Raw genomic sequence first — 25,951 nt, forward strand, 5'->3', positions numbered from 1 at the left:
GAAACGCAGGGGAGGCGCCGCAGTGCGGCTGCCGACCACCGGGTTCAATTCACACGACGACCGCGGCCATCGCGTCATGGCGGTCGCTCGAACAGGGCCTCAACGTGACGCCGGGCAAGTCAGCGTTGCCGTGGTCCCTAAGCCCGGGGCGGCGTCTCCGCGTTGTCCAGCTCGACGTAGCCGCCGGTGTGCTTCAGGTTCTGCGCCACCGCGTAGATCAGCGCCGTGGGGTCCATCGCCGAGCGGGGGATGGGCTTGCCTTCCTTCGTGGTGGCGTAGAGCGTGCGGGCGAGCCACACATGGCGGATGACCGGGATGCCGCGTTCGTGTGCTCGGGCGATCATGCGCTGGGCCGTGCCGTCCACCCCCTTGGCCAGCAGGTGCGGCAGGTTCATCGTGTCAGGGTTGAACTGCAGCGCCACCGCGAAGTGGGTCGGGTTGACCACCACCGCGTCGGCGTCGCCCGTCGCCTGCACCGGATCCGACATGGCCAGTGCCATCGCGATCTGCCGGCGCATGCCCTTGACCATGGGGTCGCCCTCGTTCTGCTTGTGCTCGCGGATGATTTCTTCCAGGCTCATGCGCAGGCTCTTGATGTGAGCCTTGCGCTGGATGAACACATCGATCAGTGCCGCCACCAGCAGGGCGCCCATCAGCAGGCGCAGCAGGCCGTGCAGCAGCGAGATGCCGGCGCGGTACAGCTCCATCGGCTGGGCGCTGGCCAACGACACGATGGTGGGCAGCTCGGACTTGACCACGCTGGCGGCCAGCAGGCCGATGGCGATCACTTTCACCAGCGCGGTCAGCACCTCCAGCAGCTTGCGCTTGGAAAAAAGGTTCTTCGCCGCGGTGACCGGGTTGAGCTTGTCGAGGTTGGGCACCAAGGTTTCGGGCGCGATCAGCACCCCGATCTGGCCCCACGATCCGGCCACCGCGCCGACCAGCACCGCCGCGGCCAGCACCGCCAGCACCGAGGCCAGCGCCATGCCGGCAGATTGCGCTGTCTTGAGTGCGGCCAGCTGGAACTGGCCTGCCGGCCAGGTGAGCGAGAGCGTGAACAGGGTCTCGAGGTGGTGGCGCCAGCTCTCCTCCATCGCGAATGCCGCCTCGATCAGGGGCAGCACGATGGCGCACTTGATGAGTTCCCGGCTGAGGGGAACCTGCCCCTTCTGGCGCGCCTCGCGCAGGCGCGTGGGGGTTGGGTCGTGGGTCTTTTCGCTCATGGGCCTCGGTGACCGTAGAGGGCCTGCACCAGGCCGAGCTGGCGTGTGAAGTCTTCGGCCACGTAGTGCGACAAGGTGGCCCAGTACATCAGCAACACCAGCGTGCCTACCACGCACTTGACGGGCGCTGCCAGCTGGGAGACCTGCAGGTTCGGCGCGGCGATGCCGACCATGCCGAACGACAGCTCGATCAGCACGAAGGGCAGCAGCAAGGGCGCGGCGTAGAGAATGATGTACGACATCAACTGGCCGATGCGCGACATCACTTCCGGCATGCCATGGGCGAACAGCGTGTGGCCCAGGTCCATCACCGGCCAGGCCGCGTAGCTTTCCAGCAGCACCCGGGTGAAGTTGATGTACAGGCCCGCCTCGATCATCACCAGCATCGCGGCCTGCAGCAGCAGCGCACCGGTGGCGCTGGCGTCCTGGTCTTGCGAGGCGTTGGTGTTCATCACCTGTACGGGGGTACGCTGCTGGTCGAACATCGTGCCCATCGACTGGATAACCCACAGCGGGATGGCCAGCAGCACGCCGAACACCGCACCGACGGCGGCCTCTTTCAGGGCAATCATGCCGCCCAACAGCAGGTCGGGCGGCGTCTGCTCGATGGCGTAGTAGGTTGGCACGATCGCGGGCAGCGCGATGCACATGCTGACGGCGTTCTTGGCGAAGCCGGTCAGGGTGCGGGTGCCGAAGCCGGGCAGGATCGCCAGGCAGACGAAGGCTCGCGGCGTGATCATCGCCAGCGCGAGCAGCCAGGTCTTGGCTTCAACCAGCATGGTCCACCCGCCTCAGCGTCCGACGCCAGCGATCAGATCCATGCAGCGGGTGCACAGGGTGATCACCTCGCTGCCGATCCATCGCCCCGTCAGCAGCAGCGTGACGGACACCGAGACCAGCTTGATGACGTAGGGCAGGGTCTGGTCCTGGATCTGGGTGAGGGCCTGCACGAGAGAGGTCACCACCCCGAGCAGGGTGGCCACGATCAGTGGCGGTGCCGACAGCATCACCACCAGCCACAGGGCCTGCTTGAACAAGGCGAGCGATTCGGTCATGCCGGCTCCTATTGGTAGGTCATCGCCAGCGCATTGAGCAGGCGGCCCCAGCCGTCGACCATCACGAACAGCAGCAGCTTCAAGGGAATGGAGATGGTTTGCGGAGACACCTGCTGCATGCCGAGCGCCATCAGCAGGTTGGAGATCAGCAGGTCGATCACCACGAAGGGGATGTAGATCAGAAAGCCGATCTCGTAGCCGGCCTGCAGCTCGGAGATGACGAACGCAGGCAGCAGGATCAGGAAGTCGGTCGGTTTGGCCTCCTTGGCCATGTCGGCCGGCCACAAGCGCTTCGCGTTCGCCAGCATCGCGTCTTTCTGGGCAGCGCCGGCGAAGCGGTCCATGAACTTGCGCATCGGCTCGGCGGCGGCACGCGCACGCTCGATCAGCGAGCTCGAGCTGTTGCCGGTGGACGTGGTCACATTGGTGCCGTAGCCGGCGGTGAGCGTCGACACTTCCTTGCCAACGGCCTGCAGCGTGGGGGCCATCACGAAGACGGTCATCGACAGCGCGATGCCGTAGATGGCCAGCGTCGGCGGCACCTGCTGCACGCCCAGTGCGTTGCGCAGCACCAGCAGCACCAGCGAGATTTTCATGAACGACGTCGTCGTGACCACGATCAGTGGCACGAGCGACATCAGCGCGAACGCCAGCGCCAGCGACAGCAGATCGGTCGGTGCGGTGGGGATCATGCCGGCGTCCAGTTGACGATCTGCACGCCCAGCTGGCCGTTCACGTCGACGAGTTCTCCCACCCCCATCTGCGCCTGGCCGACGCGGATCAGCACCTGGGTTCGGCCGCAGGGGCGCTGCAGGTTCAGCACTGTGCCCGGCGCCAGGTGGCCGGCTTCGGCGACGCTGAGCGACACGGTGCCCACCTCGAACTGCATGTTCAGCATCACCGAATCCAGGCCGTCCGGCGCGTACGGCAGACCGTGATCGATCATCGCGCCCACGTCGCCCATCTCACCCATCTCGCCCAGACCGCCATCGCCAGCGTGCCGTGCATCCGCGGTGGAGCCGGGCATCGACAGGTCTTGGGCGCCTGTGCCCACGGCCCCGGTCTGGGCATGCAGCAGCCCGTCATCGATCGTTTCCACGCTTTCAATCTCCAGATGGTCGTAAAGGCAGCGGACACGGCAGCGTTGCCGGCCCAGGCGCCAATGGCCGATGCCATCGGCGTTGAAGGCGCACCGCGAGGGGACGATGAGCGCGCCCGGCCGCAGGCGGCGCAGCTTGCCCAATGGAAGCTGGTGCTCGGCGGCGATGATGGTTTCGCTCACCGCCATGCGCTCGGTGGGCCACACGCGCAGATCGCGCATCTCTTCGAATTCGCAGGTCCACCAGGCTTGCCAGGTGCCGAAGCTCGCACGGGCCTGGGTGGTCATCACGTGGTCGCGGCTGCGCAGCTCCATCGGCAACTCGTGGGCGACCACCGAATCGTCGCCCCCTCCGGCAAACGGAATCACGCGCTGAAACACCGGCATCCACGAGGCCGGCAGCAGGGCGCTCGCGCAGTCGAGCAGCCAGCGCTGGGTTTCGCCGTCTTCCTCGCCGGTCAGGTCGATGCCGGTGAGCGCGCGCAGCCAGCCGCGGCCGTCTTGCAGCAGCAAGGTGCCGTGCGGTCCGGTGAGACCCAGCGTCAGCAGATCACCCCAGCCGGCAAGCCGGCCCACCGGGGCTTGCGGCTGCTGGACGGTCAGGCGGGTCTCGGCGCCCAGGTGGGGCACCGCCGCCTGAAGCCCCAGGCCCACGCGGGCCCTCAGCTGGGCCTCTTCAGCGGGCATGCTGCGCAGCTTCAGTGGGGCCGGCCGCGCCCCCCCGGCGATCGGTGAGGGCGACAGCGCATCGCGCCGTTGGAAGGTGTGGCCGTCAAACACAGAGCACCTCCACAGTGCGGCCGCATTGCGCGCCGATCCGGCGGGCCAGGGCTTCGGGGTCGAGCAGGCCCGGTTGCTGTGTGCCGCCGGTGCTGGTTCTCAGGTACAGGCGGGCCCGCTCGGGGGTCAGGTCGTAGATCACGTCGACGCGGCAGGCGCCCGGCAACTGCACCGCGAAGCAGCCCATGCCCTGGGAGGCGGTCAACTGGTCGGCCAGCGCGGCGGCGGTGTGGTCAGCCAGGGTGTCGTGGCCGGGGGCGGCGTCCACCTCCGGCGTGACCGCATGGCCTTGTCGCGGCGGCGGGTCGCCCTGGTGCTCTGCGTCGGCGTGGCCCGAATCGCTGTCGCGTGAGGGCGCCTCGGCCGGGTCGCGCGGCAGGTCGGCACGTGGTGAGGTCTCACCCAGCCAGGTGCCCAGGCTGTCGGCCAGCGGGCCGGGCAGCACGGCACCGGTGGCCGCGGCGGGCGCATGGCCCTGGCCCAGCTTGTGGGCCTGCTGCCGCACCGCGGAGCGGAAGTCGGTCTTGCCATCGGCCTTGGTAGCAGGGGGGCGGGCTGGCGCCGCCGCGGGAGGCGTCGACCACAGTGGCGAAGGTGCCACGGCACGAGGGGGCGATGTCATGCGGTTCATTCCCTGGGAGGTTCCTGGCTCAGCTCTCGCCACAGCGCGAGCTTTTCGACCTGTTTGCGTTGGGCCAGCACCTCGGCTTCGAGCCGGTGCCGTTGTTCGCGCGCCGCTTGGCACTGCTGGTGTTGGCGACGCACCTGCAGCCGGCAGTCCTGCTCGACCAGCCGCAGGCGGTGGTGCACGGCCTTGGCGCGTTGCAGATCGGCCGACGTGATGCACAGATCGGTGAAGGCCTGCATCGCTTCGCGCCAGAAGCCGATGGCGTCTTGCCGGGCCTGGCGGGCCTGGGTGATGGCTTGCCGCACGGCGTCGCGTTCTCGTCGCCACGCCTGGCGCGCGGCCACCAGATCGGCTTCGAGCCGCTGCAGTCGGCTGGTGCGGATGCTCGCCACGCGGGCCATCGTGGTGTCGGGCCGGCGCGGCTCGGGCACCTCGATCGGCTCGCGCCGGCTGATGCGCAGAGCCGTCACAGCGGCCGCCCCAGCGCCGCCAGGCGCTCCAGCGTCTCAGCGAAGCCCGCGCCCTGGCTGGTGTCCTGCCGCAGGAAGCTCATGTGCTGCTCACGCTCTTCGACACAGCGGTCGGACAACGCATCGGCACCGGGCCTGAATTCGCCCAGCCGAATCAGCATCTCCAGCTCCTGGTAGCGCGACAGCAGGCGACGCAGCCCATAGGCCGAGCTGCGGTGCGCACTCTCGGTGACGTTGCCCATCGTGCGGCTGATCGATGCCAGCACGTCGATGGCCGGAAAGTGCCCCTGCTCGGCCAGCTTGCGCGCGAGCACGATGTGGCCGTCGAGCAGCGAGCGCGCTTCGTCCCCGATCGGGTCCGACGGGTTGTCGGCGTCGACCAGCACGGTGTACATCGCACTGATGGAGCCTTCGCCGGTGCTGCCGGCGCGCTCGATCAGGCGCGGCAACATGGTGTAGACCGAGGGCGTGAAGCCACCGCGTGCCGGCGGCTCGCCAGCGGCCAGGCCGATCTCGCGCTGAGCGCGCGCAAAGCGGGTGAGTGAATCCACCAGCAGCAAGACCCGCTGGCCGCGGCTGCGTAAACCCTCGGCCACCGCGGTGGCGGTGAAGGCGGCGCGAGCCCGTTCCATCGAGGTGCGGTCGGAGGTGGCGCAGACGATGATGGTCTTGCGCACCAGCGCCGGGTCGAGCTCGTGCTCAAGGAATTCGTTCAGTTCGCGGCCGCGCTCGCCGATCAGCCCGAAGACGATCACATCGGCCGCGCAGCCGCGGGCCACCGCCGCCATCAGCGTGGTCTTGCCGCACCCGGGGCCGGCGAACACGCCCACGCGCTGGCCCACGCCGAGGGTGAGCAGGCCATCGATCGCACGCACGCCGGTGGGCATGGCCTCGCTGATGCGGGGCCGCTCGAAGGCCGACGGCGCGTCGCGCACCACCGGCACTCTCACCCGCCAGGCCTCGGGGCCGGGCATCGGTGGCGCATGGGGTGCGCGGTACATCATGCGGCCGAAGCCATCGAGCACGCAGCCCAGCAGGTGCGGGCCCACCTCGATCTCCAGGCTGCGCCGAAGCGGCAGCACGCGGGTGCGGTCGGACACGCCTTCCAGCGGGCTGAGCGCCGCCAGCAGCGTGGCCGACGGTGTGAAGCCGACCACCTCGGCCAGCAGATCGGTCGGCCGCGCGGCAGGGTTGCCGCTGTGGCTGTGTTCAAGGCGACAAAGTTCGCCCACCTGCACGTCGCCCAGGCGCGCTTCGATCAAGGTGCCCAGCACCTGGACGACGCGGCCCCAGCGCTCGATGCCGAAGGGCGGCGCGAGACGCTGGCGAGCAGTCGCCGCCAGGCTGGCGGCGCGCTCGTGCAGGGCGGCGTCGAGATTCACCAGACGACCTCGATCGTGCGCTTGCCGCCCACGAAGGTGATGCGCCGGCCGTCGATCTTGGCGAGGGTGTAGCCGCGGTGGGTGTCGCCCGGGAACAGCCGCACGTCGTCGGTGGTCACCACGCTGGCCATCTGGCCCGACATCAGTTGCTTGATGTCGAAGGGCAGCAACTCTTCGGCCGACAGCACCTTGGCCTGGATCTCGACACGCGGCTTGTAGTCGCGCGTGAACTGCGCCACCACCCGGGCCAGGCGCTGCTCGTCTTCGGCGTTCAGATCACCGCTGAGCACCCAGGGGCTGCCGCTGGTGTTGATGTCCAGGCGGCGGAACAGGTCCGCGGCCTCGAGCCGCTGCTGCAACAGCAGACGCAGCTCGTCCAGATCCGACACGGCGCGGCCGGCGGCGCCGGAGGCGGCCGGGTCCACGGCAGTGGCGGATGACAGCGCCGCCGCGCTGGCCGCCTGCCCGGCCAACACCGGCGCGGCCCAGCGGGCCGATGTTTCGGAGGCGGCCAGTGCCGCTTTGATGCGCTGGTCGACCTCGGACACTTCGCTGCTGCTGGTGCGGGCATTCGACAGCGCCACGCCCGCGGCACCGGCGATGACGGCGCCGAGCGCCGCGCGCCGAAGCAGCCGGCCCCGGCTCGCGTCATGCGTCACATAGGTGCAATTCTTCAGCGTGGTCGGATCGATCGGCGGTCGCGCGCCAGGCTTGGCGGCGTCTGCGGCCGCGAGCGGGGCGCCAACTTGCGGCATGTCCCTCGGCAGTTCGCTCCGCAGGCTGTGGATGTCTGGCAGGTCATCGCCGGAAACGCCAGCACTCCCGCCCGCGTCGGGCAGGTCGAAGTTCCACGCCGCATCGGCGGCGCACACCAGCACGCGGACGCCCGAGACATCGAGCACTGCGCCGATCGCGCGTCGCTGGGGCGCTGCCTCGGCGTCGGTCGGCCCACCGCTCCAGGCGTCGCCGTGAACGAGGATCGTCCACGACTGATCTTGCAACGCCGGATCGACCAGCATCACGTCGCAGTCGTCCTGGCCGCCGAGCGTCAAGGGGGTTTCATCATCGATGGGCAGGCACACGCCGCGGTGCATGCCGCTCAGGATTCTCAGTTCCAGCGTCATGGGTGTCGGTCCTTCAGGTCGGTCAGACAGCATCGACAGTGAGTGGCACGGCCGGGCGTGATGGTTCGGTGGGGGCCTGATCAGCTCATTGCGTCAGCACGGCGCCGGTGGCCACGCGCTGATCGAGCCCGCGCAGTTGGTCTCGAATGCGGGACAGGCGCGATCGCACCGTGCCGATGGGCACGCCCAGCTCTTGTGCGGCCACTTCATAGGTTTGTCCGCTGTCCAGCACCGCGCGGAAGGTGTGCTGCAGGTCGCTGCTCATGCCCGAGACGAGCGCCAGTGCCTTGTCCAGCCGATCGCGGCGCTCGAACTGCGCGGCCGGGTCGGCGTCATCGGCGACCAGCACGTCGGCCCACAGGTCCAGCTCTTCGGTGGCGGGGGCGTTGAGGTGCTGCCGCACATGATTGCGCGCCATGTTCAGTGCTATGCCGAACAGCCAGGTCGATGGCTTGGACATGCCGGAGAACTGGTGCGCGCATCGGGCGGCCTCCATGAACGTCACCTGCGTCACATCCTCGGCGTCCGACGTGTCGCGAACGTAGCGCGAGACGAAAGCCTGCACGTGCGAGCGGTGCGCACGGAAGAGCTTGTCGATGTCGATGAGCGGCGGGGCCTCGCCCAGCGCGGCCGTGTTCGAAGAGGCGGTGGCGGTCTGCATGGTCGTCCTTCCAGTCGGTGGATGCGGGTCTGAGCCCGAAAGCGGCGCGATCGTAGGAAGGGGTGCGTTGCATCGGCGTTGGGCCCGGCCGTTGCGGCGCAGTTGCAAACAGATAACTCGTGATCTGAGGTAACCGCGCCGAGCGTGGCGGGGCGTTGCATCGCCGTTGCATCGGCGTTTCATGCGCGTTTCTTGCGCACATGCAGAACTGTTTTGGCGCCCAGGCCACTCATCCAACATGAGCAACAGTCCCGTCAGTCTTCAGACGCCGACGGCGCTTCAGCCGCCGGCGGTGTCGGCCTCTGTCGCGTCGGCCAGCGCCACGCAGGCCGCCCACCAACCCAAGCTGAAAGAGCTCAGCGAGACGGAGTGGATGTCTCGCGTGGGTGACCAGCACGCCGACATCTTCGGCAGCCTGAAGCGCGGCACCGAGCGGGCTGCGCAGGGCCGCGTGGTTCAGCTCACCGCCCAGCGCCGCGGGCAGGAGCAATCGGTGAACCGTGCGCGCCGGCTCTGGGGCCCCGCTGGCGCGGCGCAGCTGCAGCAGGCGATGGGGCAGGGGCTGCAGGTTTTGCAGGCGCAAGGGGCCACCGGGCTTCGAACCTGGCTGGAACGGCATGATCCGCTGGAGCAGCAACTGCTCATCCAGGCCCTGCAACAGCATCTCGGGCAGGAGTCGACCACCGGGCAGGCCCTGGGCCAGTGGGACCGTGAGCTCAGCCAGACGCAGCAGGCCAGCTTGCAGGGCCTGGAGAACACCGCCGAGGTGTTCTCCGAGCTGCACCGCGCCGGCACGTCGGCGGCGGCCAGCCTTCGTGGCCTGTATGTGGGCCTGGGCCAAGGCGGCAAAGAGTCACCCCTGGGTCCGGTGGCACTGATGCGCGGTCTGATCGAGAAGTTCGGTGTCGAGAACATCGATGCCGCCATGAAGTGCCTGCGACGCGGCGCACTGTCGGATTTGTCGTCGCTCAAGCCGTCACCGCTGGGCCCGCGTGTGCTGCAGGCGTTGTCGGCCGGGGCTGCCTTCACGACGGTGCGCACCACCGTGGCGTCGGCCCGGCAACTGCTGGACACCCAGTGGGCCGGGCGCCCGTTGGCCCCGTCGCCACATGAAGCGAGGGTGGCGATGTGCCTGCTGCAGGCCGCCGACAGCGGCGCCACCCAGCCCGGCCAATTGTTCGCCAGCGATCAGGCCACGGCCATGGGCATGGCCCCGTTCCTCACGCAGGCCGGGGGTGTCCGGGCATTGCGCCTCACGCTGTCGAACCTGCCCACCTCGCTGTGGCGCCACGAACAGCGTGGCGCGAGGGCCACCTTGCTCGCCGAGTTGGACCAACGCATCGCCGATGCCGAGGGGGGCGACCACGATGCCGCCGCCCGCGTGGCCGCGCGTCTGCGCCACGGGCAGCAGCCGGGTGGTCAGACGACCGCGTCGTCGTCTGACGATTCAGAGCCGGTGCAGAGGCAGGCGTCATGAAGCTCGAAGCGATCAACCAAGGCCTCGACAAGGCCGTGCAGACTGAGCGCATCCAGCACCTGGCCGCCGCGGACGGCCCCTGGGCCGTGCTGCATCCCGAGCCGGAGGCAGTCATTGTCACGGTGGGTGAGGTGAAGAACACCAGCGGTGTCGAACAGTTGTTGCTGCGCCGGTGGCAGGAGCCGGCGCGCTACGGCATGTGGCTGCCGTTGCTGATGCGCGATGGGCAGTTGGCGGTGGCCTGCCACCGGCCGCGGCGGCGGGGCGAGGTCGAACACCTCAGTGAGGCCGATTGGGCGTCGCTGATGGAGCTGCTTCAATGATGCCGCGCGTCGGGGCACCGCACGATGCTGCGATCCGGGTGGGCACGGAGCCGATCGGCATCGGCTCACTGGCGCCCGTGGATGCGCTGCAACCGCTGGGTGACGAGCGTCGCGAAATTGGCGTTGACGGGGCCACACCCGCGGCTGAGGCGGCGCCCACGGCGGACGTGGCCGATCAGCTGTGCCAGCACTTCGGCCTGCGTTGGACCCGGCACAACCCCGTCTGGACGCCGGCGGCCTTGACCCATCTTCGCCGCTTGCAACGCCGCTTTCTCGAAGCGGCCTTGCAGCTGCCCGCCGAGCGCCGTTCGGTGCTGCTGCAAGCCACCCGCCTGGTCGAAGAGCAGGTGCAGCTGCGCTTGCGGCTCGAGCAGATGGCAGCGCCCTTGCCCGATCCCTCGGTCGACCCCGTGTTCACCCGCGAGGCCGTGGCCGCGCCGGGCCTGCGCCTGGCCGATTCGGGCCGGGCCGGATGAGATCGTCGATGAGCACCACCGCCAACCGTTCCGACCCCGATCTGATGTGCGCCGTGGGCCTCGCCTGGGGCCTGGTGTCGAGCCACCGCGCCGAGGACGCCGCCACCTTGATGCGGGCGTGCGAGATGCTGTGGCCGGAAGCCGAGGAGACGCGGGCTATGTCGGCCGTCTGCGCCAGCCTGAACGGTGCGCCCGCTGAGGATTCGCCCGAGGTGCAGGCGCTGCCGTCGCGCTGGTCTTCGCTGGTTCAGATGGTGCGGGCGCGGTGCCGCCTGTGGCTCGCACAGTGAGCCGGCACCGCCCTGCCGTGAAACGCTGCCCGGCGAACTGGCCGGGCGGCCTCTTGATCACAACGAGGTCTTGACGTGAACGATCTGGTGCTGGCCCTCAACCATTGGGCACAGAAGGCGGCCAAGCGGGCCGAGCTGGTGGCGGCGGCGATCGTCGTGTCGATCGTGTTCATGCTCGTGCTGCCGATGCCGATCTGGCTGCTCGACGTGCTCATCGCGGTCAACCTCTGCGCCTCGGGGCTCATCGTGGTGGTGTCGATGTACATGCCCGGCCCGACGGCGTTTTCGACGTTCCCGGCGGTGCTGCTGCTGACCACGCTGTTCCGCCTCGCGATCGAGGTGTCGACCACGCGCCTGATCTTGTTGGAGGCCGATGCGGGGCACATCGTCGAGACCTTCGGCAACTTCGTTGTCGGCGGCAACATCGTGGTCGGCCTGGTGGTGTTCCTGATCCTCACGGTGGTGCAGTTCCTGGTGATCACCAAGGGTTCGGAACGCGTCTCCGAGGTCACCGCGCGCTTCACCCTCGACGCGATGCCGGGCAAGCAGATGTCGATCGACAGCGACCTGCGCGCCGGCCTCATCAGCCCGCAGGTGGCCAAGCAAAAGCGCTCCGAGCTGGAGCGCGAGAGCCAACTGCATGGTGCGATGGACGGCGCGATGAAGTTCGTCAAGGGCGATGCGATCGCCGGCATCTTCATCGTCGCGGTGAACTTGATCGGCGGCATCGCCATCGGCGTGATGCAGCGCGGCCTTGCGGTGGGCGAGGCGGGGCAGCTGTATTCGGTGCTGACCATCGGCGATGCGCTGATCGCGCAGATCCCGTCGCTGCTGATCTCGCTGACCGCGGGCATGATCACCACGCGGGTCTCCAACGAGGCGGAGGCCCATTCGCCTGATGGATCGCCGGCGCCCGACGCGGGCAAGACGAACGTGGGCCAGCAGATCGTCCGCGAGCTGACCAGTGAGCCCAAGGCGCTGCTGACGGCGGCCGTGATCATGGTGATCTTTGGCCTGGTGCCGGGGATGCCGACCGGGGTCTTCATGGCGCTGGCGGCGCTGATGGCAGCGGGTGGCTGCGTGGGCCTGTTCGCACCGAAGATCCAGCAGCAACGCGCCGCTGAAGAGCAGGCCAAGCTCTCGGGGGTGCAGCCGTTTCAGGACGCCACCAATTTCCGCGCTACCCGCCCCCTGCAGCTGTGGCTGCCGCCCGCGATGAAGGGCACGCCCGAGGCGGAAACCATCCTGATGGCCGTGCGGCGCATGCGCAACCGCGTGCTGCAGCAGCGTGGCATTCCCGATATCCCGATGCTCGACTTCATGTACGACGAGCTCATCGGCACCGACTGCGTCCAGTTCCGCATCGTGGAGGTGCCCATGGTGACCAGCCGGCTGCGGCTGGGCTGGGGCTGCACCACCGAGCCGGTGGAGCGGCTGGAGCAATTGAACGTCGGCGAGATCGAAATGGAAGAGGCAGAAGGCAGCCGCCGGCGGCGTTGTTGGGTGAAGCCCCACAGCCCGGAGGCCCTGCGGGAAGCCGGCATCGTCTGGGACCCGTGGGAGGAGGTGCTGGCCGCCGACATCGAGACCGAGCTGCTGCGCAACTGCCAGATGTTCCTGGGCATCCAGGAGGCGCAGCGCTTCCACAAGTGGGCCGACGTTTACCTGCCCGATCTGGGCAAGGAGCTGGGTCGCAGCGTCAGCACGCCGCGCACCGCCGAGATCTTGCAGCGTCTCGCACGTGAAGGGGTCTCGCTGCGCAATGTGCGCATGCTCTTGGAGACCATCCTCGACTGGACGCAGCGCGAGCGTGATCCCGACGTGATCTGCGACCAGGTGCGCATGGCGTTGCGTCGCCAGCTCTGCCACAGCGTGGCCAAGGACGGGTTGATCCAGGCGCTGCTGTTGTCGCCGGACCTGGAAGAGTCACTGCGCGGCGCGCTGCGGCGCACCACCTCGGGCGACTACCTCGATCTCGACCAGGATTCCGAGCAGCGCATCCTCGACCAGCTCGCCCACATGGTGGGCACCGGCGGCCTGGGCCACACCGGCCCGATCGTGCTGACGACGGCCGACATCCGGCGCGCTTTGCGGCGCATGCTGGAAGATGAATTTTTCAGCGTGCCGGTGCTGGCTTACACGGAGCTGTCGCAGCATTTCCGCATCCAGCCCGTGGGGCAGATCGAGGCCTGATCGGGTCATCACCTCGTCGTTTTGAGCGGATCGCGTCGCAGATCCGGACACGCCCAAGGCCTCAGTTCAGGAACCTTTGCACGGTCTAAACGTTTCCAAGGCCGGCGCCGCGAACCGCCGGGTCCCAGGACCTCAGCAATCATGACCAAAGTCACCTCGCTGCGGCGTGGTTGAGGGCCTTGCAGGTCTTTACATGAATCTTTGACAGCGCTATCAGACATGACCACACTCGCGGCCGGATTGAAGGTTTTGTTCGCGATTGTTCATGGTGATTCGGGTCGATTCGGAGGCGCTCCAGATCTGTCTGTTGGCTTCGACGACAGGGCAGGCGCTGGTGCGGGCGGAAGACACGGCCGAGCGTCAGTGCGTGCCGCTGGAGCGCAAGGCGGCGGCGGCCATCTTTCTGGCTGCCACGGGCGCCGCCAGGACGCGTGAGCAAGTGGCGCGCTGGCTGTGGCCCCAGTCGGCCGCGGCCGCAGCGCGCACCAACCTGCGGGTGATGCTGCACCGCCTTCGCGAAACGCTCGGTGCGACCACCTTCGCGGCCGGCAACGACTGGGCGCTGGCGTCGGACGTCCAGTGCGACCTGGGGCCGCTGGAGGCCATCCAATTCGAGCCGGGCTTGGCGCGGCAGCTGTTGCGCAATCCGGTGTTGTCGGCCTGGTCGTTCGACGACTTGCCCGATGTCGAATCGGTGATCGAGCAGTACCGGCGTCAGGCCCAGGCCGCAGCGGTGCAATCCCTGCTCGATCGTGCCGAGCAGGCGGCCGGCCCTCAGGGGCAGCCTGAGTCGGCCATCGCCTGGGCACAGGCGGTGCTCGACATCGACCCGACGCACGAGCGAGCCTTCCGCATCAAGATGAAGGGCCAGTGGGCGTTGGGTGACCGTGCGGGTGCGCTGGCCACCTACGAAGCCTGCCGCACCGTGCTGGCCGAAGAGTTTGGCACGTCGCCGGACCGCGCGACCCGCGCGCTGCAGCTCGACATCCTGGATGCCCATGCGAAGCCGGCCGCACCCGCGTCGCCGCCCGTCGAGCTGGAATTTTCCGCCGAGGCGGCGGCCGCCGAGGCGCCGCCGGTGCTCCGCCTGGTGGGGCGGCAGACCCAGTTGAACCAGATGGAGGCGGCCCTGCGTGCAGGCCGGCACGTCTGGCTGCAAGGCGAGGCTGGCATTGGCAAATCGCGCCTGATCGAAGAGATCGTGAGTCGCCGTTCGACGGTGCGCGTGGCCTGCCGGCCCAACGATGACAGCCGGCCTTACGCACTGATCAAGCGGCTGATCGGTCGCCTCGTGCAAGATCCGGAAGGCGAAGTCCAGATCTCGATGGCCAAGCTGCTGCGCAGCGCCGACCTGGGCGCAGAGCTCGCGGCCGAAGGGGCCAGCATCGGTGAAGTGGATCTGGAAAGCGTGGTCAACAGCACCATCGGCTGCCTGCGCCGACTGCGCCGCGACGGCGTCGAGCTGGTGGCGATCGACGACCTGCACTACATCGATGAAGCGTCTTCGAAAGTGGTGGTCGAGCTGTGCGATGTGCTGGCCGACGCGTCGGTCGCCGAGGCCTCGCCCTTGCCGAGCCTGATCCTTGCCAGCCGCGAGCACCACCAGAACGCGGCGTGCCAGCGCGTCGAAGGCGCGCTCAAGCCGTTCGATCGTTTCGAGCCGGTGCGGCTGCAGGCCCTGACGAAAGACAGCACGCGCGAACTGCTCGATCAGCTGCCGGCTCCGTGGATCGACAAGGAAGAGGTGCTGGAGCGCGCGTGGAAGATCTCGGGTGGCAACCCCTTCTTCCTCACCGAAATCGTGCGCCATGCGCGTTTCGCCGACCAGCCGGATGCACTGGACGTGCAGCCCGACAGCGTGGTGACCTTGCTGGCGCATCGGTTGGGCTCAGCCACGCCCGCAGCGCGCGACGTGGCGGCGCTGGTGGCGCTCGCGGGTGTCGATTTCATGCCCGCGATGCTGCGCGAGGTGCTGCGCCTGGAAGAGCCGAAGTCTTACGAGGCCTGGCGTGAATTGATGCGCCTGGGCCTTTTCAACCATCGGGGCTTCGTTCATGACCTGGCTTGCGCGGCCGCCCAGAGCAACCTGGTCGGCCCGCTCGGCATGACGCTCAGCGATGCGATCGCGCGCTGCCTGCAGGCGGCGGGGGCGGGCGATGAGCGCATCGCCCACCACCTGCTGAATTCTTCGACACCGCAACGGGCCGCGCCGTATGTGTTGCGAGCCGCGGTCACGATGTTCGGCGACAGCCTCTATCCGGAGGCGCTGGCCCTGATCGACCGGCTGTTCGACGCGGTGCCCTCGGTGCCTCAGCTCGAAGAGGCCTTCGACCTGGCCTGGTACCGGCACCGGGCGATGCGCCTGTGCCTGAAGATGGACCGCCTCGAACCCTCGATCGAGCTGCTGGGACGATTGGCCACCACCGACGACCAGGACGCCATCGCCGCGATCGAGCAGTGCCGGTGGGTGCTGCACCGTTGGGACGTGAGCGACGAAGGCATCGCCTTGCTCAAGCGGCACTATCAGACCATCGATCGCCACCACGCGCTGTGGCCGTCGGTGGCATCGTCGTACGCGCTGGCCTTGGTGCTCTCACCGCGCCGCGAGGAAGCGATGCTCGTCTACGAGCAGATCGCCGACATCGACAGTTCGCAGATGCAGCCTGAGTACCGCCACTGGCACATCTCGTACCTCGCGCTGTTCGAGTTGGAGGCGGGCCAGATGCAGCGCGGCATTGAACGCATGCAGGCCTACCGGCAACTGATCTCGGCCGAGCCGGTGCCGCAAGTCATGCGCGTGCAGTGCATGGACCAGCTGACAGTGGCCATGGGTTGTACGGGCCGCCGCGACGAAGCGCTGGCCTTGTCTCGCCAATGCGCCCAGGTGGCGAGCCGCCGCGGGGTGCCGCCCGGGCGCCGTATCGCCGCCACCATGCAGCAGGCGTATTTTCTGGCGCTGGATTCGAGCTGGGGCGCGGCGCCGCCGATCTTCGACGCGCTGGCAGACGCCGTCGCACCGCCATCGATGGTGGCCGAATGGCACGCCGCGAAAGTGATGCAGGCGCATGTCTTCGGGCAGGGGGCGGAGATGCACAAGCATCTGCAGGCGCTGCGCCGCCATGCCTCGCACGTGGGCATCGGCGCTCGGCCCTACACGCTGCTGCTGTCGGCCCAGATGGAGGCACTGACCGGCACGCTCACCTGGCCGATGCTGGAGGAGTACCTGGACGAGGCCTCCGACCGCTCGGCCCGCAATCACTATCACCAGCTGATGCGGCTGCTGCGTTGCGACTTCCTGCCGCCGATGGCAGCGAGCCAGGAGGCGCACAAGGCTTTGGCCTTCTTCGAAGAGACGGACAACGACAGCGGGCGCCTGGTCGCTTGGCTGGAACTGGCGCGCGCCTGCCTCGCCGCCCATTCGCGTGCCGAAGCGCTGGGCCATTTGCGGCGCGCCTTGGAAGTGGCGCCGAGCACCTGCCCCTGCAACTGGCCACGAGTCCAGATCGTCTCGCGCCTGCTGCAGGCCTTGTATGCCGCGGGCCACCCCGAGGCCGACGCGATCCACCGCGGCTGGCGCGACACCTTCGAGCGGCGCCTCGACGGCCTCGACGAGGCGCGCAAGGCCATGGTTCGCGCGCGCCACCCGCTGGTCTTCGGCGGGGCGCCCGAGGGCCGGCCCGCAGCCGACGACGTCACCGTGCCGTGGCCGTCGTTTGGCGAGGAGCGGGTGACGGGCGACCGTTCGGGTCGTGGCGTCGATCCACTGCCGGGCACCGGCCTGGCCGCGAACTGACCCGCCCACGGCATCGCGGGCGCGGCGGGGCGGGTCGGAGATCAGCGGCCTGGCCGTCGGCTTCGGCGATGAGCCCGGCGAACCAGCCGCTGCACGTGCAGGATGATCGGTAAGAGCAACGGAACCATGGCAAGGGAGCCGGAGCGAAGGGGCCGCTGCGGGCCTGCAGCGGCGGATCGGCGGCACCGGTCGGGATGACCGCGCCTGCCCATGGGTGGCAAATGGCCCGCCCATGGTTCGTGGGGAGAGCCGATCAGCCCGGCCTCGTGGGGGCGTCCGCATGCGAACGGCCCCGCCCGAATCCCCGGCGATCCGTGAGAAAGGCATGAACAACGGGCCGATTTCGCCCGACTGTCATCAGTGAGCGGTCAAGAGAATCCTGGCTCGGACCGATATCCGACCGATAGGCAGCTCACCCCAGCCCATCTCTGCTCGGCTGAATCACGGACGACATTGAACCGTCCTGATTCGGCCGCAACGCGAGGATGGTCGAGCCGCTGCGATCGAAGCACTCTGAGGACTGAAAAATGCAAGAACGTGTGTCGACAATGGTGCGTGCGCAGTGGATGGACAGGGTCGGCTCTCGATTGGCCGTCGGGTTCGGTCTGCTGATCGTGCTCATGGTTCTTCTGAGCGGGTACGGCATCCGCACACTCTTCCAGACCACGAGCACGCTGGACAGGCTGTCCCAGCACGAATGGAAGACGGCACAGTTGGCGAGCGAGCTCAAGGCGCTGGTCGAACTGAACGGTCTTCGCATCGCCGCCTCCGCCCGGATGGGGGCGAGCGACTACGCCACGCAGATCCTGGCCGACTACGACGCCGCCAAGAAGTCGATGACCACGGTCGATGCCGCGTTGCGCGAGGCGATCGAGGATCCGGACCTCAAGTCGGCCTATGACGGGCTCGCCGCCAAGGCTTCGCGTCTGGACGGTTTGGTGGTGAAGGTGCGCCAGTTCCAGAGCGACTCGGATTTCGTTTCGCTCGAAACCCTGTTGCAGGGCGACTTCAACTCGGCCAACAAGGAATACACCGGCTCGGTGGTGGCTCTGCAGCGCCTGGCGCAAGAGCATGCCGACGCGGCCGCACAGGCTGCACAAGCGGCGACGCGGGCGGCGGCCGTGGTGACCGTCTCGCTGGTGGCGGTGGGGGTGCTCTTCGCCGCCACGTTCGGCTGGCGGCTGGGGTTGTCGATTGCGCGGCCCGTACGCGCCGCTGCGCAGCAGGCGCGTGCCATCGCCCAAGGCGATTTGTCCGTGGCGGTGACCCGCGACAGCGGGGGCGAGATCGGTGACCTGCAAACGGCGATCTCGGAGATGCAAGGGGGGCTGCGCCACCTGGTGGGTCAGGTTCAACTCGCGAGCGACAGCATCGCCAACGGCAGCACCGAAATCGCCACAGGCAACCAGGATCTGTCGGACCGCACCGAGCGCACCAGCGCCAACGTGCAGCGCACGTCGGCCACGATGAACACGCTGAGCACCAACCTCAGTGACACCACCCAGGCGGCCACACAGGCGAGCGCGCTGGCCTCGCAGGCCACCGACATCGCCAAGCGTGGTGGCCAGGTGGTGGCCCAGGTGGTCGAGACCATGGGCGAGATTCACACGGCCTCCAACAAGATCAGCGAGATCACGGGGGTGATCGACGGCATCGCTTTCCAGACCAACATCCTGGCGCTGAACGCAGCGGTCGAGGCCGCTCGCGCCGGTGAGCAGGGCCGCGGCTTCGCGGTGGTGGCGTCGGAAGTTCGTTCGCTCGCGCAGCGCTCTGCCGAAGCCGCCAAGGAAATCAAGGGGCTGATTGGCGCGAGCTCTTCGCGGGTGGAAGCCGGCACCCGGCTCGTCGAGCAGGCTGGCGAGACCATGAATGAGATGGTGTCGTCCTCCGAGCGAGTCAGCCAGATCGTCGTCGACATCAGCTCCCGAATGAGCGTCCAAATGGGGCACGTGGAAGAGGTCAGCTCTTCGATGCACACGCTGGACGAAGCCTCCCAACAGAACTCTGCGCTGGTGGAACAGTCCGCCGCGGCGGCCGAATCACTGCGCCAGAACGCGATCGACCTGCGTGCCCAGGTCGAGAAGTTCAGGCTCGCCCCCTAGACCGCTTTGCACGTCTGACCCGTTCGCAGGTCTACCCATTCTCCGGGCGCCAAGATCCACGTGCTTCGTGGGCGCCCGTACCGCTTTCTCCGTCGTGATGCGTCTTGCATCGTCACCTGTTTTCAGCCACCCACCCATGAAGGACTCCGCATGAAGATCAGTCACCGTTTCCTGGCATGTGCGGCCCTTGCCGCGTTTCCGCTGCTCAGCGCCGCCGACACCACGGTGGGCTTGGCCAACAGCAACGCTTCCGACAAGTTCCGCTCGATTCTTCAGGAATCGATTGCGACCTACGCCAAGACCAAGCCTGGCGTGACCGTGACCGCCGAAGATGCCAAGGACGATCCCGCCAAACAGTTGGCCCAGGTCAAGGCGATGGCCGACAAGAAGGTGGGCGTGTTGATCGTGATGCCCGTCAACGTGGTGGCCGCGCCGGTGATAGAAGCCACGCGACAGGCCGGCGTTCCGGTCGTGTATCTCAACGTCCGTCCCAGCGAGCCGCTGGGCGAGGGCTCGGTCTACGTGGGATCTGACGAGACCATGGCGGGGCGCATCCAGGGCGACCTGATGGCCAAGAAGCTGGGTGGCAAAGGCACCATCTTCATCCTGAAGGGGCCGTCTGACCACAACGGCGCCATCGGTCGCACCAAGGGGCTGAAGGCCGTGATCGCCGGCCACCCCGACATGAAGGTGTCGGGCGAGGCCATCGGTAACTGGAGCCGCGCGGAAGCGCAGCGCATCGTCGCCGATCTCGTCAAGAAGGGTGATCTGCCCAGCGCCATCGTGGCCAACAACGACGAGATGGCGCTGGGCGCCATCGATGCCTTGTCCGCTGGTGGTGCGGCCGGCAAGGTGCTCGTGATGGGGGTGGACGCGACACCCGACGCGATGAAGGCCGTCAAGGAAGGCAAGCTGACGGCCACCGTCTTGCAGAACGCCAAAGGCCAGGGCCGTGCCGCGCTCGACCTGGCGCTGAAGATGGCGGCCAAGGAATCGGTGCCCAAAGAGTTGATGGTGCCTTTCGAGTTGGTCGTCTCGGAGAACATCGACAAGTACATGGCCAAGTGAGCACCGACAGCGCGTGACCGCATCGGTCGCGCGCTGCCGTCTGGAGACGCGGGTGGCGATCAGGCCACCCGTTTGTCGTTCAGGGCAGCATCGGCGTGGGGTTCTCGGGCGTCAGCCCGTGATGGCCCAGCGTGCGCCATCGGGCAGCTGCCAGCCGGTGATGCGATGTCCCGCTGGACGGTGCGATTCGCCTGCGTGCTTCAGTTGATGCGGGCCCTTTTGGTCGGCGGTTCTCCGGAGTCGTCTGGTGGGGTTGGCTCGAGCCTCATCGGCCGGGTCACCCAGGCCGCCGCATCGGCAGCTTGGTGTTGCGGCCGCATCTGCGGGGTCTCCCGGGCCCACAGTGCTGCCTGGGGCTCGTAGTCTCCCCCGCGGCCGTCTGGCGTCATCGCACTGCGGCGCGGGCTGACGGGCGGAATATCCGCCCGCTGGTGGACAGGAATCTCTTGCACCAGGCGTTCGTGGTTTTCTTTCATGACCTCCCGACGGTTATGCAGATTGGCGGCCAGCTCCGAACGATTGGGTGTCGAGGCGGCCGTTGGCGGCTCGAGTGGGCGTTCATAGTCTCCCGTCGCGACGCTCCCGTGCTGGACGCCCTGGGTGTTGTGGAGAATGAGATTCGGCGTCATGCCGGTGATGTAGTTCGATCGCATGATCTCGGGGCCGGAGGCCGTCGCGTTGATCTGGGCCGCCGTCATCTGCGCGACGGTCACCCGAGGGTCGATCGGTTGCGCGCTTGCCGATGCCGAAGTGATCGACGTGTCGATTTGTGTTCGCAGGCGGTCGTGGGCTGGCGCCTGGCCTCTGGTCCCCCCATGGCGGAAGGTGTTGGTGTGGCCGCCGACTTCCGGGTTGCCGCCGTCCGCTGTGGTGCGGAACATCGTCGCTGAGGTTGACGTGCGGGCGCCCGACATCGTCTGGGCCAACGATTCTCGGATGTTGTCCGGCGCGCGGGCGACCTGGCCCGCGCGATTGGTGGGCACGATCTCGTGAAGACCCGCGCCTCCCACGGTGAGCCCGCTTTGGTGTGCAGGCACGCGGACGTCGTCGTGATGAGGCGTTCTCCCGGCCATTTGGGCGTCGTGCGCAGCTTGGCCGATCATCTCCTGACCGGTCCTCAGGAATGGTTGCAGCGTCGAGTCTGAGGTCTGTGAGTAGGTTTCGCGCGGTGTGGGCGGCGCAAGCCGGACGGTGCGATGCTGGGCGCGCGGGTTGATCGCAACCTGTTCCATGCCCTGGATCAATCCTGTGGGCGTTGCCGCTGGCGTCGGGGTGGTGCTGGGCGCGCCGCTTGCTGTACTTGGCGGATGAGCGTGCGGAGCAGTGGGAACATGGTGGATGGTGGGCCGCGAATTGATGCTGGTCATGTAAGTCTTCCTGGCGGCAAGGTGAACGAACGGGTCTGCCGCGTGCCTCCTCATGGGTGGCATCCAACGCCAGACCAGTTCGGTGGATGCGACTGGGGAAGGTCCTAGGCTAGGGCGTGTTCACACTACGCAGCCCCGTGCGAACGGGTCGTCCAGGGTTGCAGGGCAAGGCGCCCGACGCCGCCCAGGCTGGTGCCTGGGCAAGGTGGGCAACGCCGCCATGCGCCCTGGACGGCCCGTTCCCGAAGGGTTGCCACCAGAACCAGCCGCCCGCGGCGTTGCAAAGCCTCGCCGGGGCCGTACCCCGGCTTCGTTTTGCGCCTTGCGCTCGACCGGTTCTGGTGGCAACGCATCGGGGCTGCGTCGTGTGAACACGCCCTGGGTGGGCTTCAGGCCGTGATGGCCCAGCGTGCGCCGTCCGGCAGCGAGGCGGGGCCGTAGACGATGTGCAGCACCCGGCGTGGGCTGGTGCCACGGGCCTTGGATGACGCGTGCAGCGTCAGCGGGCGCAGAGCCAGCACATCGCCGGGCTCGGCGAGGCAGGTGATTTCACCGCATCGCTCGCGCCATTGCCGGGCGGCCTCGTCATCGAGGCGGCCGTGCAGGTGGCTGCCGGGCACCACCCGCAACGGGCCGTCGTCGATGCCGCACCGGTCCAGGTGCAGGCGCACCGCCAGCAACGAGCCCAGCACCTCGGCCGGGGGCTGGGCGAACCACTGGCCTTCCTTCTCGGCCCAGCCTTGCCAGCCCGGGGCGTCGATGCGGCCCGCCACGGGCACGCTCAGGTCCTGGTGCAGCGTGACGAGCCAGTTCAGGGCTGTCGACTTTTCGAAGTAGGTGCATTGCACCGCCACCAGGCCGGCCAGTGAGGGCTGCAGCGCCGGGTGGTCGCGCAATTGAGCCGCGAGCGCGCGGCACCAGGGCTGCGCCAGCAGGCTGCGGGTGCCAGCGCGGCCGGGCTCGACCTGAGCGTGCGCGGCCAGCTCAGCGATGAGGTCGTCGATCTGCCGTGGCGGCACCGCTGCGCGCCAGTGCGCCGCGCCGTCGCGGGCCAGGTCGAGACCCGGTGCAGGCTCGTTCAGGGGGCTCAACGGCGGCGCGCTTCCACCAGTTCGCGCACGGCGCCGGGCAGCCAGGCTTGCATCGCCCGCTCGATCTCTGCCTCGTGTCGCTGCCACCAGATGCCGATGCCCACCACGCCCAGGCCGATGGCGGTGAGGGCCAGCGGGAACATCAGGCTGTCCTTGAAGACGGTGTACGACAGGTGGCCCAGGTATCCGGCCAGACCGAAGCCTCCCACCACCGCGAAGACGCGGCGTGACAGCGCGGCGCCGATGCCGATGAGCACCACGTTGATGCCGCAGTAGATGAGCTTGCCGAATTCGCTGCCCGAATCCATGCTGCTGAGGGCACCCCAGAATGTGAGCACGCCGAAGAGGTAGAGCCAGAAGGCGAAATCCCGGGTGTGGCGGGTGCGCAGGTCGACCCAGAAGGCCAGCAGGGTCATCGCGACGCCGAACCACAGCGAGACCAGCCGGCCGGTGTCGGAGAAGAAGCTGTAGCCGTCGCCGCCCAGCAGCATCGGCACCAGGTCCATGCTCATGTACCAGAGCGTCACCGCGACCGGCATCACCAGGAAGGGTAGGCGGTAGCGCCACAGCGCCACCGCGGCCGCCGCCAGGGTGGCCAGCTCCATCATCAGCCAGCGCCAGTCGATGTAGCGGTGGTAGTCGCGGTAGGCGCCCGCGTGGCTGCCGTCGCTCCACCAGCCGAAGGCGTTCTGGGCACCGTACACCGCCAGCGGCACCATCACCACCGCCAGCACCGCGGTGATGCCGGCAGGCAGTGCGAGGTGCTTGCGCTCCAGCAGGTACTCGGTGAGCAGCAGTGCGGCCATCGCATAGACCAGCGAGATGACGAGCAGGCCGCCGCCGCCAAAGCTTTCCCAGCCCAGGGTCATGAACAGCGTCATCGCACCGATCGCGATCATGCCGCCCATGTAGTACAGGATGTGGGCCGCCTTGAAGCGGGGCGTGTCGTGCTCTTGCCCGGGCGCGTCTTCGGCCAGGAAGGCCCAGAGTGCGCGGGCCTGGTCAGGGGTGATCAGGCCGCGTCGAGTGGCCTCGCCGAGTTGGTTTTCGGTGATCTGCATGGCGTGTCTCAGCGGGCGTGGTCGGTGTGGATGGGTGCAGGTTTCTTCCCGAGGTCGCACCACATGTGGACCTTGGCGACGAACCCTTCGTCGAGCTGGACGGCCATCGGCTCGGTGCCGAAGGGCACGAACCCGCAGGCGGCGTACAGCGCCTGCGCGGCTTCGTTGCCTGCGGTGACGGTCAACTGCACCAGCAGCGTCTGCGGCCTCTGCCGTGCTTCGGCCAGGGCGGCCTGTACGAGCTGGCGCCCCCGGCCCGCCTGGCGGAAGCGCGGCGGCACATACATGCCGAACAGCGTGGCCTTGTGCCGCGCTCGCTCGCGTACCTCGAAGGACAAGCCTGCCACGCCGGCCAGCTCGTCGCCCTCCCACTGGCCGAGCACGAGCTCGCGTGCATCGTCGCCGGGCTGCAGGCGCTGCTGCCACCAGGTGATCGGCAGATGCCCACGTTCGGTGACGCTGGCGGTGAAGGCTTCGGGGTGGAGCGCGTAGCCCTGCAGCATCAGGGCACGGTAGGGCTCCGCGTCGTCGGGGGTCAGGCGGGCGATGGTCATCAAGCCGCCATCATGCCAAGGGTGCGGCCGAATTCCCGCGCCTCTGCGCTTTTGAAGGCCCGGTGGCGTTGCCAATGGAAGGGCTGCGGGGCGGAGGTTCAGCGTGAGGTCTTGAAGGCCTCGCAGGGGTCGGGCCGGGGCTCGCGCTCGGTGGCTTGCAGACGGTCGAAGGCGCTGGCGGGGGCGTCCATGCCATCGATCTCGACCAGGCCGACGGCGATGATGTCCGTCGCCGCCACACCGGCACCGCGCAGGTAGTGGGGCACGCCGCGATCGCGCCGCACATGGCCGTTGCCGGCGATCAGCACCACCCGCTCGCCGGGGGCCGACGCCAGCATCGCCTGCGCCATGCTGGCGTCGCGAACCCGCTGTGCCAAGGCCATGGGCGCCACCTGGCTGGCGGGCAAGGCGCCGCAATGGCCATCGACGATGTCGGCTTCGGCCGCGGCCTGCAGCGTGGGGCTCCAGCCCGAACGATCGATCAACGCCTGCAAGGGCCCCGGCACTTCCCCTTGGCGGACGACCGCCCGGATCGACTCGCGCGGCAGGTTGCCGCCGGTGATCGTGGCGCCGGCGGCCAGGGCCACGTCGAAGAGCGGCCGGTGCAGGGGCCAGCGCCAACCCTTTTCATCCAGCCCACCGGCGCGCGCGACGGCATCGCTGTCTCTCGGATGGTCTTGGCGGGCGGCCTGCAGCGCACCGTCTTTCGTGGCGTCCAACTGCTCGAACACGACCCGGGTCGGGCGACCATCGGCCAGCAAGGCCCGCAACCACTCGGCGCGCAGCGTGTGGTGGCGGGGGTTGTCGTGCACCTCGCCCAGCAGCACGAAGCGGGGTTGAGCGAGGCCCGGCGGTGGCGGCGCGTCGGGGTGGGCGCAGCCGAGGGTGGCCAGCGCGCCAAACAAGGTGACGATCAGAGGAAGCAGGCGTTTCATGGGACCAGAGATGAAGGGGCGCGGCGCGGTGCCACCACCACGCCGCCGCCGGGCCACGGCTGGGCGTGCAGGTGGACACCATACAGCCGCTCCAGCGCCGGCAGCGCGTTCACATCGGCACGCAGCTGGCTCTCGATCATCCTGCCCTCTTGCACGAGCCACAGCCGGTCGAATGATGACAGCGCCTGGCTCAGATCATGCAGCACCGCCACCAAGGCCAGGCCGCGTGCGAGGGCGTGGGCCTGCAGCGTGTCCATCAACTCCATTTGCAGGGCCGGGTCGAGCGCGGCCAGGGGTTCGTCCACCAGCAGCAGCCCGCGGTTCACATCCCACAGCTGGGCCAGCACCCGGGCCAGTTGCACCCGGGCCTGTTCGCCGCCGGACAGGCTGTCGAACCGGCGGTCGTGCAGATGGCCGGCCTGCGCGGCGCGCAGCGCGTCGCGCACCACCTGGGGCCGGGCGGGATCGGGCTCACGGGCCAGCCGACCCAGGCCCACCACCAGCGCCACCGGCAGACCGAACGCCACGGCGTGCGATTGCGGCAGCACGGCGCGTCGTTCGGCCAAGGCCGCGAGCGACCAGCGATCGTTCGGCTGCCCGTCGATCCGGACTTCGCCCGTGGCGGGTGTCGATTCGCCGGCGATCAGGCGCAGCAGCGTGGACTTGCCGGCGCCGCTCGGGCCGAGCACCGCAATCCGCTCGCCTGACTGCACCGTGGCATCGAAGGGGCCGAAGCGACGCCCGCCCTGCGGCACGATGGCCTGGCGCAGTTCCAGCAAGGGGGCGCGAGGGGACATGT

24 protein-coding genes are annotated in these 25,951 nt (G+C 68.5%); 8 read left to right on the top strand and 16 right to left on the bottom strand.

Going from position 1 to position 25,951, the window contains the following annotated elements; translation table 11 throughout:
- Positions 1–137 precede the first annotated feature (137 nt).
- From AACH06_RS03930 to AACH06_RS03975, 10 genes are all read right to left on the bottom strand, one after another.
- Positions 138–1,223, bottom strand: coding sequence for an EscU/YscU/HrcU family type III secretion system export apparatus switch protein (locus tag AACH06_RS03930; protein WP_341424324.1), 1,086 nt, complete (start codon positions 1,221–1,223; stop codon positions 138–140).
- On the bottom strand, positions 1,220–2,002 hold the full coding sequence (sctT, locus tag AACH06_RS03935) for a type III secretion system export apparatus subunit SctT (RefSeq protein WP_341424326.1): 783 nt from the start codon (positions 2,000–2,002) through the stop codon (positions 1,220–1,222). The genes AACH06_RS03930 and sctT overlap by 4 nt, the downstream gene beginning before the upstream one ends.
- Positions 2,003–2,014: 12 nt before the next feature.
- Positions 2,015–2,278 carry a type III secretion system export apparatus subunit SctS gene (gene sctS, locus AACH06_RS03940; RefSeq protein ID WP_341424327.1) on the bottom strand — a complete coding sequence of 88 codons (264 nt, stop codon included), beginning with the start codon at positions 2,276–2,278 and terminating at the stop codon, positions 2,015–2,017.
- Positions 2,279–2,286: 8 nt separating this feature from the next.
- Complete coding sequence (sctR, locus tag AACH06_RS03945; RefSeq protein WP_341424328.1) at positions 2,287–2,970, bottom strand: type III secretion system export apparatus subunit SctR; 684 nt, start codon at positions 2,968–2,970, stop codon at positions 2,287–2,289.
- A complete protein-coding gene (locus AACH06_RS03950; RefSeq protein WP_341424329.1) occupies positions 2,967–4,157 on the bottom strand; it encodes a FliM/FliN family flagellar motor switch protein in 1,191 nt (396 codons plus the stop codon). Before AACH06_RS03950 ends, sctR begins: the two co-directional genes overlap by 4 nt.
- On the bottom strand, positions 4,150–4,779 hold the full coding sequence (locus tag AACH06_RS03955) for a hypothetical protein (protein ID WP_341424330.1): 630 nt from the start codon (positions 4,777–4,779) through the stop codon (positions 4,150–4,152). Before AACH06_RS03955 ends, AACH06_RS03950 begins: the two co-directional genes overlap by 8 nt.
- 5 nt (positions 4,780–4,784) lie before the next feature.
- A complete protein-coding gene (locus AACH06_RS03960; protein WP_341424331.1) occupies positions 4,785–5,255 on the bottom strand; it encodes a hypothetical protein in 471 nt (156 codons plus the stop codon).
- The gene (locus AACH06_RS03965) at positions 5,252–6,637 is read right to left on the bottom strand and encodes a FliI/YscN family ATPase (protein WP_423221983.1); all 1,386 of its coding nucleotides are present in this window, start codon (positions 6,635–6,637) and stop codon (positions 5,252–5,254) included. The genes AACH06_RS03960 and AACH06_RS03965 overlap by 4 nt, the downstream gene beginning before the upstream one ends.
- Positions 6,634–7,761 carry an EscD/YscD/HrpQ family type III secretion system periplasmic domain-containing protein gene (locus AACH06_RS03970; RefSeq protein ID WP_341424332.1) on the bottom strand — a complete coding sequence of 376 codons (1,128 nt, stop codon included), beginning with the start codon at positions 7,759–7,761 and terminating at the stop codon, positions 6,634–6,636. Before AACH06_RS03970 ends, AACH06_RS03965 begins: the two co-directional genes overlap by 4 nt.
- An 85-nt stretch (positions 7,762–7,846) precedes the next feature.
- Positions 7,847–8,422, bottom strand: coding sequence for an RNA polymerase sigma factor (locus AACH06_RS03975; RefSeq protein ID WP_341424333.1), 576 nt, complete (start codon positions 8,420–8,422; stop codon positions 7,847–7,849).
- Positions 8,423–8,660: 238 nt separating this feature from the next.
- Here AACH06_RS03975 and AACH06_RS03980 point away from each other — a divergent pair, with 238 nt between their 5' ends.
- The 8 genes from AACH06_RS03980 to AACH06_RS04015 all read left to right on the top strand — a co-directional run bounded on the left by AACH06_RS03980 (position 8,661) and on the right by AACH06_RS04015 (position 20,144).
- On the top strand, positions 8,661–9,899 hold the full coding sequence (locus AACH06_RS03980) for a hypothetical protein (protein WP_341424334.1): 1,239 nt from the start codon (positions 8,661–8,663) through the stop codon (positions 9,897–9,899).
- Positions 9,896–10,222: a hypothetical protein gene (locus AACH06_RS03985; protein ID WP_341424335.1), complete on the top strand. Its 327-nt coding sequence runs from the start codon at positions 9,896–9,898 to the stop codon at positions 10,220–10,222. Before AACH06_RS03980 ends, AACH06_RS03985 begins: the two co-directional genes overlap by 4 nt.
- Positions 10,219–10,698, top strand: coding sequence for a hypothetical protein (locus AACH06_RS03990; protein WP_341424336.1), 480 nt, complete (start codon positions 10,219–10,221; stop codon positions 10,696–10,698). The genes AACH06_RS03985 and AACH06_RS03990 overlap by 4 nt, the downstream gene beginning before the upstream one ends.
- 8 nt (positions 10,699–10,706) lie before the next feature.
- On the top strand, positions 10,707–10,988 hold the full coding sequence (locus tag AACH06_RS03995; protein ID WP_341424337.1) for a hypothetical protein: 282 nt from the start codon (positions 10,707–10,709) through the stop codon (positions 10,986–10,988).
- 75 nt (positions 10,989–11,063) lie between these two features.
- Entirely contained in the window at positions 11,064–13,181 is a 2,118-nt protein-coding gene (gene sctV / locus AACH06_RS04000; protein WP_341424338.1) for a type III secretion system export apparatus subunit SctV, read from the top strand.
- 265 nt (positions 13,182–13,446) lie between these two features.
- A complete protein-coding gene (locus AACH06_RS04005; RefSeq protein ID WP_341424339.1) occupies positions 13,447–16,974 on the top strand; it encodes an ATP-binding protein in 3,528 nt (1,175 codons plus the stop codon).
- A 527-nt stretch (positions 16,975–17,501) separates the two neighbouring features.
- Positions 17,502–19,076 (top strand): methyl-accepting chemotaxis protein, encoded by a 1,575-nt coding sequence (locus AACH06_RS04010; RefSeq protein ID WP_341424340.1) that lies wholly within the window; start codon positions 17,502–17,504, stop codon positions 19,074–19,076.
- A 150-nt stretch (positions 19,077–19,226) separates the two neighbouring features.
- Complete coding sequence (locus tag AACH06_RS04015; protein WP_341424341.1) at positions 19,227–20,144, top strand: substrate-binding domain-containing protein; 918 nt, start codon at positions 19,227–19,229, stop codon at positions 20,142–20,144.
- Positions 20,145–20,344: 200 nt separating this feature from the next.
- Here the strand turns inward: AACH06_RS04015 and AACH06_RS04020 are convergent, their stop codons facing one another.
- The 6 genes from AACH06_RS04020 to AACH06_RS04045 all read right to left on the bottom strand — a co-directional run bounded on the left by AACH06_RS04020 (position 20,345) and on the right by AACH06_RS04045 (position 25,949).
- The gene (locus AACH06_RS04020) at positions 20,345–21,511 is read right to left on the bottom strand and encodes a hypothetical protein (RefSeq protein ID WP_341424342.1); all 1,167 of its coding nucleotides are present in this window, start codon (positions 21,509–21,511) and stop codon (positions 20,345–20,347) included.
- Positions 21,512–21,900: 389 nt separating this feature from the next.
- Positions 21,901–22,602, bottom strand: coding sequence for a phytanoyl-CoA dioxygenase family protein (locus tag AACH06_RS04025; protein ID WP_341424343.1), 702 nt, complete (start codon positions 22,600–22,602; stop codon positions 21,901–21,903).
- Complete coding sequence (locus tag AACH06_RS04030) at positions 22,599–23,663, bottom strand: DUF2157 domain-containing protein (RefSeq protein ID WP_341424344.1); 1,065 nt, start codon at positions 23,661–23,663, stop codon at positions 22,599–22,601. Before AACH06_RS04030 ends, AACH06_RS04025 begins: the two co-directional genes overlap by 4 nt.
- 8 nt (positions 23,664–23,671) lie before the next feature.
- On the bottom strand, positions 23,672–24,217 hold the full coding sequence (locus AACH06_RS04035; protein ID WP_341424345.1) for a GNAT family N-acetyltransferase: 546 nt from the start codon (positions 24,215–24,217) through the stop codon (positions 23,672–23,674).
- Positions 24,218–24,315: 98 nt separating this feature from the next.
- Complete coding sequence (locus tag AACH06_RS04040; RefSeq protein ID WP_341424346.1) at positions 24,316–25,152, bottom strand: ChaN family lipoprotein; 837 nt, start codon at positions 25,150–25,152, stop codon at positions 24,316–24,318.
- Complete coding sequence (locus AACH06_RS04045; RefSeq protein ID WP_341424347.1) at positions 25,149–25,949, bottom strand: ATP-binding cassette domain-containing protein; 801 nt, start codon at positions 25,947–25,949, stop codon at positions 25,149–25,151. The genes AACH06_RS04040 and AACH06_RS04045 overlap by 4 nt, the downstream gene beginning before the upstream one ends.
- Positions 25,950–25,951: the final 2 nt, after the last annotated feature.

This window comes from Ideonella lacteola, from assembly GCF_038066555.1.
Taxonomy (GTDB): domain Bacteria; phylum Pseudomonadota; class Gammaproteobacteria; order Burkholderiales; family Burkholderiaceae_C; genus Ideonella; species Ideonella lacteola.

Bases quoted from the DNA above. Each gene is read 5' to 3' on its own strand.
- AACH06_RS03930 (WP_341424324.1), bottom strand. From the start codon at position 1,223: ATGAGCGAAAAGACCCACGACCCAACCCCCACGCGCCTGCGCGAGGCG.
- sctT (WP_341424326.1), bottom strand. From the start codon at position 2,002: ATGCTGGTTGAAGCCAAGACCTGGCTGCTCGCGCTGGCGATGATCACG.
- sctS (WP_341424327.1), bottom strand. From the start codon at position 2,278: ATGACCGAATCGCTCGCCTTGTTCAAGCAGGCCCTGTGGCTGGTGGTG.
- sctR (WP_341424328.1), bottom strand. From the start codon at position 2,970: ATGATCCCCACCGCACCGACCGATCTGCTGTCGCTGGCGCTGGCGTTC.
- AACH06_RS03955 (WP_341424330.1), bottom strand. From the start codon at position 4,779: ATGACATCGCCCCCTCGTGCCGTGGCACCTTCGCCACTGTGGTCGACG.
- AACH06_RS03970 (WP_341424332.1), bottom strand. From the start codon at position 7,761: ATGACGCTGGAACTGAGAATCCTGAGCGGCATGCACCGCGGCGTGTGC.
- AACH06_RS03975 (WP_341424333.1), bottom strand. From the start codon at position 8,422: ATGCAGACCGCCACCGCCTCTTCGAACACGGCCGCGCTGGGCGAGGCC.
- AACH06_RS03980 (WP_341424334.1), top strand. From the start codon at position 8,661: ATGAGCAACAGTCCCGTCAGTCTTCAGACGCCGACGGCGCTTCAGCCG.
- AACH06_RS03985 (WP_341424335.1), top strand. From the start codon at position 9,896: ATGAAGCTCGAAGCGATCAACCAAGGCCTCGACAAGGCCGTGCAGACT.
- AACH06_RS03990 (WP_341424336.1), top strand. From the start codon at position 10,219: ATGATGCCGCGCGTCGGGGCACCGCACGATGCTGCGATCCGGGTGGGC.
- AACH06_RS03995 (WP_341424337.1), top strand. From the start codon at position 10,707: ATGAGCACCACCGCCAACCGTTCCGACCCCGATCTGATGTGCGCCGTG.
- AACH06_RS04005 (WP_341424339.1), top strand. From the start codon at position 13,447: ATGGTGATTCGGGTCGATTCGGAGGCGCTCCAGATCTGTCTGTTGGCT.
- AACH06_RS04010 (WP_341424340.1), top strand. From the start codon at position 17,502: ATGCAAGAACGTGTGTCGACAATGGTGCGTGCGCAGTGGATGGACAGG.
- AACH06_RS04015 (WP_341424341.1), top strand. From the start codon at position 19,227: ATGAAGATCAGTCACCGTTTCCTGGCATGTGCGGCCCTTGCCGCGTTT.
- AACH06_RS04020 (WP_341424342.1), bottom strand. From the start codon at position 21,511: ATGACCAGCATCAATTCGCGGCCCACCATCCACCATGTTCCCACTGCT.
- AACH06_RS04030 (WP_341424344.1), bottom strand. From the start codon at position 23,663: ATGCAGATCACCGAAAACCAACTCGGCGAGGCCACTCGACGCGGCCTG.
- AACH06_RS04035 (WP_341424345.1), bottom strand. From the start codon at position 24,217: ATGACCATCGCCCGCCTGACCCCCGACGACGCGGAGCCCTACCGTGCC.
- AACH06_RS04040 (WP_341424346.1), bottom strand. From the start codon at position 25,152: ATGAAACGCCTGCTTCCTCTGATCGTCACCTTGTTTGGCGCGCTGGCC.
- AACH06_RS04045 (WP_341424347.1), bottom strand. From the start codon at position 25,949: ATGTCCCCTCGCGCCCCCTTGCTGGAACTGCGCCAGGCCATCGTGCCG.